This window comes from Sphingobacterium detergens (assembly GCF_003610355.1).
In the GTDB taxonomy this organism is placed as follows: domain Bacteria; phylum Bacteroidota; class Bacteroidia; order Sphingobacteriales; family Sphingobacteriaceae; genus Sphingobacterium; species Sphingobacterium detergens.
The window spans coordinates 812284-827746 of sequence record NZ_RAPY01000001.1 but is presented as its reverse complement, the minus strand read 5'-3'; the positions used below and the strand labels follow the sequence as shown (position 1 = coordinate 827746).

The 15463-nt window shown below is 36.1% G+C and carries 11 protein-coding genes; 4 read left to right on the top strand and 7 right to left on the bottom strand.

Annotation, left to right across the window (positions count from 1 at the left end; translation table 11 throughout):
• Positions 1-21 precede the first annotated feature (21 nt).
• The 5 genes from DFQ12_RS03565 to DFQ12_RS03545 all read right to left on the bottom strand — a co-directional run bounded on the left by DFQ12_RS03565 (position 22) and on the right by DFQ12_RS03545 (position 5357).
• Positions 22-1044 carry an AAA family ATPase gene (locus tag DFQ12_RS03565; RefSeq protein WP_120257641.1) on the bottom strand — a complete coding sequence of 341 codons (1023 nt, stop codon included), beginning with the start codon at positions 1042-1044 and terminating at the stop codon, positions 22-24.
• 169 nt (positions 1045-1213) lie between these two features.
• Complete coding sequence (locus DFQ12_RS03560) at positions 1214-1888, bottom strand: hypothetical protein (protein ID WP_120257640.1); 675 nt, start codon at positions 1886-1888, stop codon at positions 1214-1216.
• Between the two features lie 10 nt (positions 1889-1898).
• Positions 1899-3131 carry an ApeA N-terminal domain 1-containing protein gene (locus DFQ12_RS03555; protein WP_120257639.1) on the bottom strand — a complete coding sequence of 411 codons (1233 nt, stop codon included), beginning with the start codon at positions 3129-3131 and terminating at the stop codon, positions 1899-1901.
• An 11-nt stretch (positions 3132-3142) separates the two neighbouring features.
• Positions 3143-3556 (bottom strand): NRDE family protein, encoded by a 414-nt coding sequence (locus DFQ12_RS03550; protein WP_120257638.1) that lies wholly within the window; start codon positions 3554-3556, stop codon positions 3143-3145.
• Positions 3557-3794: 238 nt separating this feature from the next.
• Positions 3795-5357 (bottom strand): reverse transcriptase domain-containing protein, encoded by a 1563-nt coding sequence (locus tag DFQ12_RS03545; protein ID WP_120257637.1) that lies wholly within the window; start codon positions 5355-5357, stop codon positions 3795-3797.
• A gap of 441 nt (positions 5358-5798) precedes the next feature.
• Here DFQ12_RS03545 and DFQ12_RS03540 point away from each other — a divergent pair, with 441 nt between their 5' ends.
• Positions 5799-7004, top strand: coding sequence for a WYL domain-containing protein (locus DFQ12_RS03540; RefSeq protein WP_120257636.1), 1206 nt, complete (start codon positions 5799-5801; stop codon positions 7002-7004).
• Positions 7005-7726: 722 nt separating this feature from the next.
• Here the strand turns inward: DFQ12_RS03540 and DFQ12_RS03535 are convergent.
• Entirely contained in the window at positions 7727-8293 is a 567-nt protein-coding gene (locus DFQ12_RS03535) for a hypothetical protein (protein ID WP_120257635.1), read from the bottom strand.
• 563 nt (positions 8294-8856) lie between these two features.
• Here DFQ12_RS03535 and DFQ12_RS03530 point away from each other — a divergent pair.
• Genes DFQ12_RS03530 through DFQ12_RS03520 form a run of 3 tightly spaced genes read left to right on the top strand, consistent with a single transcriptional unit; the run spans position 8857 to position 14882 of the window.
• A complete protein-coding gene (locus DFQ12_RS03530; RefSeq protein WP_120257634.1) occupies positions 8857-12237 on the top strand; it encodes a SusC/RagA family TonB-linked outer membrane protein in 3381 nt (1126 codons plus the stop codon).
• A 10-nt stretch (positions 12238-12247) separates the two neighbouring features.
• On the top strand, positions 12248-13606 hold the full coding sequence (locus DFQ12_RS03525) for a RagB/SusD family nutrient uptake outer membrane protein (RefSeq protein ID WP_120257633.1): 1359 nt from the start codon (positions 12248-12250) through the stop codon (positions 13604-13606).
• 19 nt (positions 13607-13625) lie between these two features.
• Positions 13626-14882 (top strand): TlpA family protein disulfide reductase, encoded by a 1257-nt coding sequence (locus DFQ12_RS03520; protein WP_120257632.1) that lies wholly within the window; start codon positions 13626-13628, stop codon positions 14880-14882.
• Positions 14883-14957: 75 nt separating this feature from the next.
• Here the strand turns inward: DFQ12_RS03520 and DFQ12_RS03515 are convergent, their stop codons facing one another.
• Entirely contained in the window at positions 14958-15182 is a 225-nt protein-coding gene (locus DFQ12_RS03515) for a hypothetical protein (protein WP_120257631.1), read from the bottom strand.
• Positions 15183-15463: the final 281 nt, after the last annotated feature.

Below are 15463 nucleotides of genomic sequence, written 5' to 3'. Positions count from 1 at the left end.
TGTTATAAAAAATGCCTCAGCTTATTTAATAGCTAAGGCATTTTTTTCTTGCTCTAATAGATCTTTCCAGATCTGGGTATCTATTTTTGGTTTGATGCTTTTTACAGACTTAATAGCAAATAAGCTTCGTTTTATTGCATTGATCAATGTCTTTTGAATACTGTAATAGGAAAGGCCTTTAGCACTTTCTATTAGTGCAGTTTTCGAGACCTTTTTATCGAAAATGAATTGGTCTTCCTGGAGTACCAAATTGATCAGCTTTTCAATTTGCTCTTTTTCTGGCAACTCCAATGAAATAGAAAGATCAAATCGACGAAGTAAAGCTTCGTCCAACATATCTTTCTGATTGGTAGCTGCGATTACCATACTACTTTGGGGTAGATAATCAAATAACTGTAAAATGGTGTTGACTACTCGTTTCATTTCAGCATGATCTTGGCTGTAGTCACGCACTTTACCAAGAGAGTCAAATTCATCAATAAAGATGATACAATCTTCCTGCGCAGCTTTCCGAAATATCTTGGCAAGATTTTTACTTGTTTCACCCAGTTTGGATGAAACAATAGCTCCAAGGTTGACAACGATCATCAGCTTGTTGAGCTCACCAGCGATCACATAGGAAGCTAATGTTTTACCGCATCCCGATGGGCCATAAAACAAAAGCTTATTGGAGACCGGCAGATTGTATTTGGATAATAACTCACTTTGACGATGTTCCTCCAAAAAATTATTTAATTTATCTGCAGCATCCTCTGTTAGTACCAAATTATTGAGTGTATAATCAGAAGTGAGTTTTTCTAAGATTAGCTCGTCAGTCTCTCTGTCTTGTAGCGTTTGATAATGCGTAGGGGAACCCACCTTCATTAAATGATTGTTCTGCTTGCGCAACGAATCCTTTAATAGCGATTGAAGCTGCAAAGCAAAATTGATCTTTTTGGTGTTCTTGTTATGTTCAATAAATTCGTTCAACGTAGACAACAGTTTGTCCTGATCGTTTTCCAATCCAAAACGTGCAATGTCTTTGATATAATCTTGTTGACTCATTGTATTAAACTTTTAATGGCTTATCCATTTGGATATATGCAAATATAACAAATATTAAATATTGATATATTGTTACAGTGTTATATTGATATATTGTTACAGTGTTATAGTTATTTTATTTATATTAGGCACTAATACAGCGTTAGATAAATTAAAAATGACCGACATGTTATTTCTTCTTTTTATAATGGCGTTTCTTAATTTCCTCAATAACATCTATACCAATCCACTTGTTTTGGTCTTTATCGAAATAATAGAAACCAGAGTTCATTGGATGGTTCACATTGTTTGATTCGCTGATTAGAGTAGGGAGTACATCCAATGCTTTATTAAGCTGTTCAGGACTCAAATCCCCATTTAGATTTATATCTATTTTATCACCATTTTTTGTCGAGTACTTGAAACCAAAATTAATAGTATGTTTTTCCTGCTTTTCTTTACTATTCCAATGTCTTTCTTTGACCGTATTCCATATAAATACTGAAGATAATTTTAAGGCCTCCCAAATTGCGCCACCTGACACGCTTAAAACTAAATTTTGTATTATCGGATCCTGAAGATACAAAGACATTTGCAACGTAAAGTCTTGAATCGATGCGTAGGGAATACCACTTTTATCAAATTTGTTTAACTCTAAATTTCCGTTATTTAATAATTCTTCGATATAAAGGGTTTCGCTCTCAGTAATTAATCCTCCAAAGTATTCCAATAGGACCACATTGTCTCCTTCTTTCATTTTTGAAATTTGATCAGACTTATCTGTTGCTTTGGCTACAATTTTATCTTCCGGCAATTCTGGATATATTTGTTTGAACAAGTCAATATACTCTTGTAAACTTTTCATTTTTTCTATTTTAATGGTCAAAGAAAGTGTCTTTACTTAATTCTCTATTGAATGATTGCATCCCATTATATGTCTCTCGAGCGCGATATATAATCATTTTTAATATATCTTGAGGAACTTCTATCTGTTTTAACAGGTTGAAAGCTACAAGTATATCTAATAGAAAACTTATATAAAGTAGTTCGAAATCTGAGAAGATGTTATTGTTTTTTATATTGGCATGTACATAGTAGTCTCTTGATGAAATAATCTTTGAACAGAATTCATCAAAATACTCTTCATTTATTCCGGAAAGTGTAAGAATATCGTGTTGGTTCTTTTTTAAAAAATTGCGTAGTTTTAGATTTTTAGTTTCAATATTCAGTTTACAATATCCTTCGAAAGTTGAAATTGAATTGGTGAATCTCTTGCTATGAGTTAACTGACCCTCCACCTGGTTATCTAATAACCTGTTTACGCAGAAGTAAAATTTCTCATCCGTAAACATCTTGGTAAATAATAGTGGTAGATGGTCAGAAATTTTATCAAAATCAATACTTAAATATTCAAATGTCGAATCTTTGAATATTAATTCTTTAAAATATATAGCACTCCAATCTTCGTGTTGGGAACATTTAAAGTTGAAAAATGAAAACTTACCAGATTTACCATTTAAAAATTGAATTAACTTTTTAGCTTTGGTGTAATAATCTAGGAGCTCTTTTACATTAATTGGACTGAAAAATGAGAATTCTATATTTCCACTCTTTTTTAAACTGATTTGTTCATGTGACACCGATGAAGTAATCCAGGAATTTAATTTTATTTGCAATCCCAGTTCTTGAATATCAAAATTGTGAGTCACTTCATTATTTGTTTTCAGTAGGCTTTTATCGAATTCAAACTTTAAATTTATCCATTTTCCCAGGCCAATTCCAGCTACTCGAAATCGATTTATTTGTAGGTTTTTCGGATTTACAATGTGCTCTATATGATTAAAACAATATTTAGGGATATAGATCGCACTTCTTATCATACCTGTTGAATCTGAACCTAACTTACAATCAACAAATGTTAAACAGCCTAACCCATTAAATATTCCAAAGATTAAGGGATAGACATTTTTTTGAGAATAGCGGTCTGGACTAACCAGGTTGGTTTCCAATTCTATCTTATTATCTACAATGGATAAAATACAGAAACATCTCTGATCTGGAAAATCTGGAAACCATAGCTCACCTTGATATTTAACTTTATTAAACATTGTTATCTTTTCTATTCAATTATTAATTTACTATCTAACCAAGTGTCGATTTTTAGAAGCTCATTAAACTGGTTTTCTAAGCTTTTAACCATCCAATCTATCACGGGCTTTGTGGGAGATAATGAGAGCATTGTATCTAGGATTTCCTTTGAAAGATTTTTTTTCTGAGAATTTTTTAACATTAAAATGTACTCTCCAAAAGTTGTTCCTTCAAACATTAGGTCGTTAAAAGCATTGTATTTTTTGCAATATTTTTCAAGCTTTTCAGTTACCGATAAAGACAAGCTTCTGGTACTATTAAACTGTAAAATCAAAAATTCCTTTTCTTCCTTAGGTTTTTTAGCATGGTCATTTCTGTAAGCTAAAATTGCGACAACACTGGCTACTGCCCCCAATACGGTACAGATGAGTAAAAAAGGTTCCATATTTTACAACTTGGTTATTGATGACTACATGATAAATTTAAGCTTTTATATAATTTCTGAGCTTTTTCAAAAATAAAAATATGAAAGGATTTCGATAATAAATTTTAAATAAAGCCCTTACTAACCCAATGGTTCACTGGTGAAAGTTATAAGATTATATATACCAGCATCATAAATCAATACATCTAAGAACAATGAGGATGTAAGGTTTGCAATTTTAAAATTGCTTATTCTCCTGCTAATTTTTTAAACGATGTTTGTAAATAGCGGTATGTAGAATCGTTTTATGTCTCTTAATCTGTTTTAACAATGCGGGTTCATTCATTTCTTCGCTAGCTCTATTAATATAAGACAAATAATTGCTACTGTGCTCTGCAGGTGTTATTTGTGATTGGAAATAATATTCGCCCATAGAATTACTTCCCCAAGATTTCCTTCTAGTTTTTAAAGATCCCGCAGAAAGTGGATAGCGAGCATATAGTCGAAAAAGTTGATTTCTGTAAATAGCATATTGGTTTGTAGGATTTTTTTCAAGTGATTGCTGAGCCCTTTTGGTTTTTGTCTTTACAGAACTAATAAGTCTTCTATAAAATTTCGCGAGATTTGCCGACTTTACTAGTGTCTTGTACCCATAGAATTCAAAACCGAGATAAGTAAGAGGTATGTTGCAACTTAAGCTATCATCTTCATTCAATTTTATAGATTCTACCCGTACTTCTCCTTTATTCAGATGCTTTCTAAAAATGAAGCGTTCAGTTTTCTCTTCGCTAATCTTTACTTTATACTTCTTAATTTCATTAATTACAAATTGTTCAACTTGAGCAGAGTACTCATTGGTTGTCAGCACAATTATATCATCTGAATACCTTCTATAGTATCCATTAAGTTTTACTACAATATTTTCAATTATTGCCTCGTCGAATTTTAGAAGATATAAGTTGGCTAAAGTCGAACTGATTGGTAGACCCTGTGGAAAGCCACAAGGAACACCATCTTTTCTAAAAGGGAACTTGTGGATCTTTATATCATTATTTCTAATCGCTTCTCGAAATTCTTTTGGTGACTCGAAAAAAGAGTGAATTTTATTCTTTCTGTGTTGCGATAGTTTTTTTTCATTAAATCCTGGGCGACGTCCTTTATATTTTTCTCCAACTCTAAACGAGTCTTTCATAATATAGGAGAATCTCGTTACCCCTTTAAATACATTGTAATGATCTGTCGGGAGCATATCTAATCCTAATATTTCGGCCCATTGCTTCTTTAGCAGAAAATGGTCTATTTCATTGAAAAAACTTTTTATATCAAATTTAAGGACAATACAATCTTCTTTTAGAGCCCTTTTCTGAATTTCCATAAAAGCATCATGGGCAAAATTAATTGTACTTTTGTTTTTAATCCCATCAGGCTTAGGTATCCTTCTATATGCTGTTATTGACTCCGATAAAGCTGGATATTTCTTTAAATAATTTTCATATTCGACTAATATTAACTCAGAATAATATGAAAATATAGCTGCATCCATATGTGTGGCGTAATGAAGAGGACGCTTTTTTGCATTTAGTTTTTTCTTTTCTCCATCTTTGAAAGAATGACATTTAAAGCCCTTTTCTTTATAAGGATTCTGTTTATATCTTCTCTCTTTAATAATGGAGTGAATTAAGGGGAAAAAGGCGTAGGATGATACGAAATCTTTATTTTTAATAAGAGAAAGCAATTTATTTCTATCCTTTGAAATATTCAATTGGTTTGTTACATGAAGATATCCTCTATTTTTTAACCAATTATTTGTTTTACTTTTCATAAAAATGCTTCGAAAATGACGGTGCTACGGGATTTATATAGCATACATTTATTATCATATTAAGACCATTACCCAGATATTCTGAGTCGCACTATCGTTTGATTCAACAAGAATAAGTAATCTACAAATAAAATTAAATGTTATGCAAATAATTCGTATATTTATATATAACTATCTTGCGGTCACAGTATGTTCTGTTATTGGAATTCCTTCTATTATAGATGGGACACTCCTGGCCGTAGTAGCATCGATGCTATGGAGGGCAGGAGGCATGTTCCTCACAGTCTTCACTGATTTCCTTCCTGTTCAGCCATCGCTGAAAGTAAATAATTTATTTGGCGATCCATACTAGTTGCTATACCCCTCATCATTTTGCGAAGCTTTTCAAATATAGTAAAAATTGTTATCTTTAACGAAGCTTTATTATTAACAAAAATTACAATGTCAAATTATAAAATAGGTGATATCGTATCCGTAAATAGCCACCCATATTTTAAAGATTTAATCAATATAAATATAGCTGGTGAACCAATTAATGTAATACCACTTATGGTGGTGATCGAAATCTATAATGAAACTAGAACATCTTACAACGAAGAAACAGGTGAAAAACTATCGTTAAAGGGCGATGGTAAATGTAAATGCATTTGGTTCTCACTAAAATCAAATGCGTTCAGTGAATCATGGTTTAACTTTGATTCTTTAAAAATTATTTCTAGAAAAGATGTTTTTATTCAAAATAATTCGGGGCTAAATAGTATCGAATTTAGGAAGAAAATGCTCAAGGATTATGTTAATAAAGACGTAATATTTACCACTTCTGCTTTGGAGCTTGAAAAAATCAAAGAAACAAAGCTCCACGACAAAAAGAATGATAAAATTTCTGAGTGTAATTCGCTTTTAAATTTTGTTGCTCCGCCTTTGCAAATTATTGATGTTAAGCTACAAGAAGACAAACATATTGGGAAATTCGATTCTAAATCAGGAGATATAAAAAGAATTCATGCTGAAATTTTCTTTAAATGCCGTTATTATAATGCATTGGCAGATAAGTGGACAGAAGTACTATTACCTAACGAATGTTTTGAATTATTAAAAAACGTTGAGACGGAATTGAGATCGATAGATGAAGATAAAAGAAAAGGTTTTTATTTATACGATTATACTCAAGACAAAAAATATGATCCGTCAAAAAAAGAGGCGAATTCGTTATTAGAAATTGGTGATGTTACTTATGTTAATGGAAATTATCTGTTGAATACTTATGATTTAATTCACCAAGAATGGAAAGTTCTGAATATTCCTCTAGAGGGAATTATGGATGTAAAGCCAAAAGAGGAGATTTATTTTAGTGAAGTTTACCCAAATTTTAATTTTAGAAAGGGGGATAAAGCTTCCGAAGTTGAAAAATTATTAAATGAGCTCGTGGCTTTTGTTGATAAGTTTGGTGATGAAGACAGCTATTTAATGGTAACTTATTTAAACGGTTCTGATAAGATCGTTAGAAGGGTTTTGAAGGGGGCATTCATGGTTCTAGGCGCAACAAAAAAAGCAAGTAACTACTTACATGGCTTCTGTTGTAAAAAACGTGAAATGAGAAGTTTTAATTTTGATAAATTACGAAGTGTCAGAGTTCTTAAATTTTAGTTACGAGTATGAAGTGGCGTAAAGTTTCTAACGGTGCAATAGCTAATGTTAAATTTTCTTAAAAAATAACTTATGAAATATGTTAAAGTTAAAATATTATTATTATTTTTGCTAAAGTGATAAAATATGATTGCTTACTATCATCGTTTTGTTGAATGGTGTTGGATTCTTTCCATCTTGGGTTAATTTTGTGCTGAATATAGTGACAGGGATACAGTTGGGGATTCAGTTTATAAATATAAAGAAATTGTGTAAAATGTTAAGAAAGGGATGTGATATGATTAATTCAGAACTAAACAGAAGAATGTGGAACCTGGGTGGAATAAAAAAGACACATTCAAAAAACATGAGAACTATTATATAGAGCATAGGTTCCACTCACCAGAAAATTACTATATCAATATATTAAACAGCCGAACTTTGTTTGGCTGTTTTTGCAGTAAGGAATAATGACCATACCCCAGAGAAAATTTAAAACTATTTGATTTTTCAGGATTACCAAAAAATGCTGTAAGATCTATTTAGGACTAATGGTTAAATCTGTAAAGTTTTTTCAGGACGAACTATATTAAATTCCAAATTTTTTATAACTATTTATTATCGAAAGAGGTTTTTAAGTTTTAATCCTATGACACAGTTGGTGTTACACTCCCGAATCAGGATGATTTTTTTTAAATACGTTTGTGATTTTGTTATTTATTTGATATTGCGTTGTGCCATGATTAATCAACCCAATACACATCGACCAATCTTTTTCCTACACCACCATTTTTTAGTTTAATCGGCTTTTTGGTACTTTTAATAACTCCCTTTTTTACAGAATATCTAAGCGCTTTCGACAATTGGTCCCCGATAAATGTTTTATTATACTCTGATTTAATGAATAACTCAATTTCACTCAAATATCGAGGCTCCTTTAGAAAATCCGACTTAATAAGAATTCTTGAAATAAATAAATCAATGCTCCTGTCAGTCAATGTGCTTGAGAAATATTCCGGGTTATTCCGTTTATCCTTTTTAAATTCATGAACACTTTCTGTTTTAGCAATAGTCTGTGAGACAGGGACGTTAAGATTAAGTATTTTTGATCCGTTTACATTGAGTTTTTTACCGATATCCTCTGCTAAAGCATGGCTAAATGGTCGAGTAAGATTTAGAATTCCATATATATGTGATGAATCTCTTCCAATAAATTCAGCAAATCCAGATACTGTCATTCCTAAAATATTCATAATTTCACGTAATCTGTTCGCCAAACGCTCATTATAAGTTTTGTCTTGATTTGTCATAAGACAAATTCCGTTAAAAACTTACGCTAAAAATTATCATTAATTTACTTTTATTGTAAAATATTAATATCTATATTTGTTATATTATTTTACTGGCTTATAATTTATTAAGTCTATTAGTGTAATTTAAGAGTCTCGTTTCCCAAGTCTCACATTTTAATCGAACACGAGAGCGATAGATTGCACCCATATGCCTTTATTTGCTATATTAGCAACGGTAAAGGCGTGGGTACTATCGTCTGCTGAGTTCGAAGGAGTGAGACCCGGGGAATAATGCAAGGTAGTAACCCACGTTTTTACCTTATTTGAGACTCACCAAATAACCTTAAAAGGTGAGTTATGATTATTAAAAACAAACATCCAAAAAATCCTAATCCGCCTTAATTCTATTAAGGCAAGAGGTCAGTATGACCATCCGAAAAAGTGTCATTGTAAATATATCATCTGCTTTGTAACCAATTAGAGACTACTATATCGGAACATTTTTACGAGTTATCCTAATGACCTGATCCAGCGTATACGCAGGGATAGGGGAAGATTATGACCATTTTTAAAACCTTAAAATGAACAATTTTATAAGGACTGGGATCGGTATTGCCTGTTCAAAACAGGCAGCCCAGTATGTAAATTTAATAAATGCACAACCTACGTGTATTGAAAATAAAGCATATAGCTTAAGAGAACTATTAATCATAAGGACTCTTTTAGTAATTGCTACATTATTTCATATGTTTAGTTTATCGGCTCAGACGCCCCGCAAGGACAGCGGGGCCAATGGGCCTACTCGACATGAGTTAAAAGGGCAGGTTCTATCTCATGATGACAAGCCGTTACAAGGGGTGTCTATCCGTGTGGATGTAGAGAATTTACAGATCAGAAGTGCCAATGATGGCACTTTCCAACTACTAGTCAATAATCAAAAGGGCAAGATAAAGTTCACTTATGTGGGCTTTAAAAGCCAAGAGGTCAGATACACCGCTAGAACAGATCTTGTGATCAGATTGATACCCGAAGACAACAAACTCGAAGAGGTAGAAGTGGTCTCCACAGGATACCAAAAGATTCCCAAGGAAAGGGCGACGGGTAGTTTTGAGTTTGTGGACAATAAACTGCTCAATCGAAAGGTGTCCACTGATTTCGTCAGTAGGCTAGAGGATTTGGTGCCCGGCTTTACGTCCAACAAAACTGGAAATAGCCGCGGTAGTTATTTAAATGTAAATGTGAGGGGGCTGAGCACGCTCTTCTCTGAAAAGTTTCCCTTGATTGTTATCGACGGTGTACCTTACGATATCTCAAATCCGGGACTCGGTCCGGGGATTTTCACCAATATTAATCCAAATGATATTGAGAATGTCACCGTACTAAAAGATGCCGCCGCCGCATCTATATGGGGTGCCCAGTCTGGGAATGGTGTTATTGTGATCACGACCAAAAGGGGTAAGTTCAATGAGCAGACCAAACTTTCGTTTAACTCGAATATCAGTATAAAAGCAAAGCCCGATCTATATTACTACCCACAGATGAGTAGCTCAGATTATATCGATGCGCAACAATACATCTTTGATCAGGGGAAATATAACAGCTGGTTTAAAAACAAATTTAGAAACCCACAGCCTGTCCTGTGGTTAATGTATGCTAGGAAGAACGGTACACTATCTGAAGCCGATTTTAACGAGCAAATTGCACTATTAAAAGCTGCTGATCTGCGGGACGATTTCCTGAAATACATCTACCGACAGGCTGTCAATCAACAGTATAATATCCAGTTGCAGACGGGGAGCGATAAAGTAAATACGCTATTTTCTGTTGGCTATGATAAGAACCTTAACGACGTGGTTACTTCTTCCTTTAAGCGACTGAACTTAAAGTCCAATACGCAGATCAAACCTGTCAAGAACATGATCTTGGATATTGGTCTATCGTACACAGATTCCAAAAACGAGAATTCATACTTTACGGTAGCTTATAACCGTATGGCTAAAGGGGTGAAGAACTACCCTTATATGCGGCTTGCGGATGCAAATGGCAATCCAATAGCGGTAGATATCAGTGGGTTGAATCCTACATTCAGAGATACGATAGCCGGCGGTAGGCTATTGGACTATTCTTATGTGCCACTCGACCAGTTAAATGACTCTAAGGAGACGCAACAGATACGTGAGTTCTTCACGAATATCAATGCAAGCTATTCCTTTGACTTTGGGTTGAAATTAAACTTGTTATATGCATACCAAAGGACGATGAATCCAACGGAAATATGGAAAGGTATAGGCACCTTCCAGCTGCGGGATGAGATCAATTCTTTCGCAAGTTGGAATAACAATGCGGTTACTTGGAACCTGCCGGTAGGCGACTTTTTGGGAATCGTAAACTGGGATAGCTACAACCACCAGAGCAGGGCGACAGCAGACTACAGCAAAAAATGGAATGAGAAGCATGAGATTTCGCTGTTTGCCGGTATGGAGGTACGCAAAAATGAGCAGAAGGTAACCTCAAGCCAATACAGTGGTTATGATCCAGAGACTGGGGCATTTAAATCTGTGCCTTATGGCATTCAGGTGCCCATGTTGAATGGTCTATTCGGAACCTCCACGATAACGGATGTAAATGTATTTAAGCGGTTCCGTAATAACTTTGTGTCTTACTTTGCCAATGGAGCTTATACCTATGCCAACCGTTATTTGCTGAGCGGGAGTTTTCGTAAAGATGCATCAAATCTATTTGGGGTGAAAAGTAACGATCGAGGTCAGCCATTCTGGTCTGTCGGTGCTGCCTGGATCTTGTCAAACGAACCGTTAATAGCTAATGGTGTCTTTAACTTCCTAAAGCTCCGGACTACCTATGGTTATAACGGCAATGTGAATAATTCGGTTTCAGCATATCCCATCATGTCGATACAGAGTGAGGCACATTATATGACCAATCAAAACTATGGTATGATCATGACGCCGCCTAATCCCAGACTACGATGGGAGCGGATAGGGATCACAAATGTGGGGCTTGATTTCTCCCTCCGGAATAACAGCCTATCGGGTAGTATAGAGTATTATGTGAAAAATGCAAAAGACCTGATTGCGCCGGATCGTATTGACCCGAGTACAGGCTTCTCTACCCTAATGGTCAATAGTGGTAATATCCGTACCAAAGGCTGGGATATCTCCCTTAATAGTATACCGGTACAGCAAAAGAACTGGACATGGTCAAGTAATCTGGTCTTCTCATACGCACGTACCAAAGTGCTGAAATCATATGTCCAAAATGAAAATGGAAAGGATTTTATCAGCTCAGCACAGTCTGGTACCATGACACCTATCGAGGGAATGGATCTGTATAGCCAGCTGGGCTATAAATGGGCTGGCTTGGATCCTGGGACGGGTGAACCTCGTGCGTATATCAACGGCGAAATCTCCAAAGACTATACGGCGATATTGGGCCTTAATGTCAGAGATCTTGAAAACTATGGATCCACTGTACCACTGTATACAGGCGGATGGCGGAATAACGTCCGTTATAAAACGGTGGAGCTGTCATGGAATATTTCCTACCAATTGGGACATAAGTTTTTGAGAAATTCATTTGACAATAGCCTGTTCTTAAATAGTGATATCGGACATACGGATTATGCTTTGCGATGGCAGAAATCGGGAGATGAGCTACATACCGATGTGCCAGCATTTAAATATCCGGCGGACCTGGGCAGTCAGGTCTATATGCGCTCATCGGCACTATTGGAAAACGGGGGCCAGATCAAACTGCGCGATATTCAATTGTCCGTTAGCCTGCCGTCGCTATCCCGTTTCAAAGTACACAATGCTAAAATCTATGGGTATATACAAAATGTGGGGACGATATGGCGGGCTAATAAATTCGGGATTGATACGGAGTATGGCTTTAATATTCCTGATCCGATGATGTCCGCGCTCGGTCTAAGTTTTAATTTTTAATCCGATCATTATGAAAACACTATATTTCTCTATTGGCATGTTCACCATGATGATGTTGGCTGCCTGTAGCAATTTTTTGGAAGAGAAGCCCGATATCAAAATGGTAATCCCCAAAAGCTTAAATGATGCTGAGCTATTGCTCAATGACTATAGTACGATGAATGCAGCATATCCTGCCGTGGGCGAATGTGGCACTGACGAATACTATGTCACTGCAGAAACCTTTGATGGAATGATGACCGTGGATCAGCGTAATGCTTATATCTGGAAAGATGAGCCTTACTTTGATGTAACACAGTGGCAGGGCCCCTATAAAACTGTCTTTAACGCCAATCAGGCGCTCGAAATCATAAGCAAGCTAGGAGAGGAGGCCAAAGGTGAGAAAGGACAGCAGTTAAGTGGAATTGCACATTTCTTTAGGGCATTTGCTTTCCAGCAACTAACAGAGGTGTTTGCACCGCCCTACAATGCTGCAACAGCTTCGACGGAAATGGGCATCCCGTTGCGTCTCGATCCGGGTATCGATGCCCCATCTGAGCGGGCGAATTTAAAGCAGTCCTATGAGCAGATTATTGCGGATTATAAAATTGCCGCCTCTTTATTACCGCCAAAGGAGGCTATACCCGGCCGTCCCTCAGTTGCAAGCGCTTATGCAAGTCTAGCTAGAGCTTATCTTTATATGGCTGAATATGAAAAAGCATACCAATATGCTGATTCGAGTTTGCAGCTACATGCTGATTTATTGGATTTCAACGATCTCAATACGGGTGTCGAGCTGCCTATCGGACGATTTAATAGTGAGGTTTTATTTGCCGCAATCGCGAACAATGCGGGGCCTATGAGTCTAAACAATGGATTGGTGGATTCCAATTTATACGCCAGTTATGCTGACAATGACCTTAGAAAGCAGTTGTATTTTAGGAACAACGACTACCCGAAAGATTCGTACAGTTTTAAAGGTAATTATGATCAGTCCTTGGCAACTCTTTTTGTAGGGCTAACGACAAGTGAGATATACCTTATCAAAGCAGAGTGTGCTACCCGTATCGGGAAAGTCAAAGAAGCATTAGCCGCGCTAAACGCATTGCTAAAAAATAGGTTCGATAAAAATAGCTTTACGGCAGTGATCCAAACTGATGCCAAGATCTTACTATCTACCATACTGCAGGAGCGGCAGAAAGAACTATTATTTCGGGGAAGGCGTTGGTCTGACCTGAAACGGTTAAATCTGGATCCAAGATTCCAGAAAACTATACAAAGAAATATCCAAGGGCTAACGTATAGCTTGGCACCTGATAGTCGGAAATATGCTTTCCGGTTACCGGAGCCAGCAGTCCTTATAGGGAAAATACCTCAAAACTTACGCTAAACACTTAACACTTTAAAACATGAATCATTTAAAACAACTATTCATTTCATTTATCTTATTGATCCTGACGATTAATGCCTTTGCACAGACAGCTGAAAATATAATATCCAAGGAGGCTTTAAAAATCGGGGATACCTTTGTACCCCCCAGTGCTATTCAGCAAATGCGCGGAACAGGAAAACCGTTGGATCTTAAAAAGCTAGCAGGCAAAGTGGTGATATTGGATTTTTTTGACACCTATTGTGGCACTTGTATACAGTCTATGCCCAAATTGCAAAAGCTACAGGACAAGCTGAAAGATCAAGTTCAGATCATTAGTGTAACTTGGCAGGATAAAGCAACCATCGACAAGTTCTTCGCCGGGAACAGTTACCTTAAAGAAAACAAGGTCAACTTGCCCGTTATCTATGCCGATGTTTATTTAAAACAGCGGTTCCCGCATCAAAGTGTCCCGCATGTGGTATTTCTTTATAAAGGAAAGGTTAAAGCAATAACGAACTACAAGTCTGTAACCGAAGAAAATATACTAGAGCTCTATAAAACAGAATTAATAGAATTGCCCTTAAAGGATGATTTTGGTAAGGGGGACCTGATGGGAAAAAAAATGGAGGAAACTGAGTCTGTTAAATATGGTGTTTGGATCGCTGGTTATCAAAACGGCGCCCCTTTCGAATCTTTAAGAATAAAAAAAGACAGCCTGACAAATATGATCAAAACTTCTTTTTACAATGCCTCGATCAGTAGCGCCGTTAAATTTATTTGGGCAAAAATAAGTCCGGCCGGCTATGTGCCAAGGCCGGAAAGACTTGTATTAAAGGTTAAAAACCCGGATCAATACCAAGATGTTGAAGCTAAGGGAGGGGTATGGTCACTGGAGCATGCGCTGTCCTATGAACGATTGGATAAAATGTCAAGACCGGATTCGGTACAGGCAAGATTGGTACTGAATGACCTCCACAGTTTTTTAGGGATACGATCGTATAAAGTGATGAAAAAGATTCCCTGTCTCATATTGCAGCCCTGTCCTGTACAGCCTATGCCGAAAGATACGCATGCAAAAGGAATGGTATATGAAAATAGTGCTGTCCTGGCGGTCATGACGGATCTAGGTGGAAAATTTCCACCTGTTTTAGACCGTGTCAATAGCAAAGAAAAAATAGAGATTGCATCCTATGAAACCCTGGCGGAATTTAACGCACAGCTCGCAGCGTACGGCATTGAAGCAATACTGGGCGAGGAGGCGATGGAAGTATTGGTGATAGAAGAAATAGAGTAAAGCGCAAAAAATATAGGGTATGAATTTTCATACCCTATTACTTAGTTAGCAAACGCTGATGTCTTAACGATATTCCTATCGCGATTTTAATCGCACATTTGGACCATTTACCTGATTTTGCAATGAGTTAATGATTTCATTTTTCAATGCATCAGTGATAACCGGTGAACCTGCAGAATTTGTCGCCTGAAGGGCACACATCTGTTCGGTAGGTGTTGGACATGATGGTGGAGTTTCTCCTGCCAATGTATAGTGTGATGGTTGTGATGGGTCTGAACCCGTAAAGTTGAACCAACTCATGATTATGTCGGCTTTTACATGATTTAAAAGCCATAAAATTTAAAGTTCCTAATTTTGTTATATGAATATTCCGTATATTCATAAGGGTTATAATTGATCATCTTGTGTGTAACAGGATGGCCACATAAAAGCTTCAGTACTATGGAGGCTTTTATTACTAAAGTGGTCTTTATTCCCTTACCCATGGAGGGAAAGACTGCAAACTTGCGTCGGTATCTTTTAATACCTTTTTCTATATTATTCATCATCCTATTTTTATTTTTCTAAGCATTTTATCCATT

What these genes read in the sequence shown, in the direction of transcription:
- DFQ12_RS03565 (WP_120257641.1), bottom strand. Translation starts at nt 1,044, where the DNA reads ATGAGTCAACAAGATTATATCAAAGACATTGCACGTTTTGGATTGGAA.
- DFQ12_RS03560 (WP_120257640.1), bottom strand. Translation starts at nt 1,888, where the DNA reads ATGAAAAGTTTACAAGAGTATATTGACTTGTTCAAACAAATATATCCA.
- DFQ12_RS03555 (WP_120257639.1), bottom strand. Translation starts at nt 3,131, where the DNA reads ATGTTTAATAAAGTTAAATATCAAGGTGAGCTATGGTTTCCAGATTTT.
- DFQ12_RS03550 (WP_120257638.1), bottom strand. Translation starts at nt 3,556, where the DNA reads ATGGAACCTTTTTTACTCATCTGTACCGTATTGGGGGCAGTAGCCAGT.
- DFQ12_RS03545 (WP_120257637.1), bottom strand. Translation starts at nt 5,357, where the DNA reads ATGAAAAGTAAAACAAATAATTGGTTAAAAAATAGAGGATATCTTCAT.
- DFQ12_RS03540 (WP_120257636.1), top strand. Translation starts at nt 5,799, where the DNA reads ATGTCAAATTATAAAATAGGTGATATCGTATCCGTAAATAGCCACCCA.
- DFQ12_RS03535 (WP_120257635.1), bottom strand. Translation starts at nt 8,293, where the DNA reads ATGACAAATCAAGACAAAACTTATAATGAGCGTTTGGCGAACAGATTA.
- DFQ12_RS03530 (WP_120257634.1), top strand. Translation starts at nt 8,857, where the DNA reads ATGAACAATTTTATAAGGACTGGGATCGGTATTGCCTGTTCAAAACAG.
- DFQ12_RS03525 (WP_120257633.1), top strand. Translation starts at nt 12,248, where the DNA reads ATGAAAACACTATATTTCTCTATTGGCATGTTCACCATGATGATGTTG.
- DFQ12_RS03520 (WP_120257632.1), top strand. Translation starts at nt 13,626, where the DNA reads ATGAATCATTTAAAACAACTATTCATTTCATTTATCTTATTGATCCTG.
- DFQ12_RS03515 (WP_120257631.1), bottom strand. Translation starts at nt 15,182, where the DNA reads ATGAGTTGGTTCAACTTTACGGGTTCAGACCCATCACAACCATCACAC.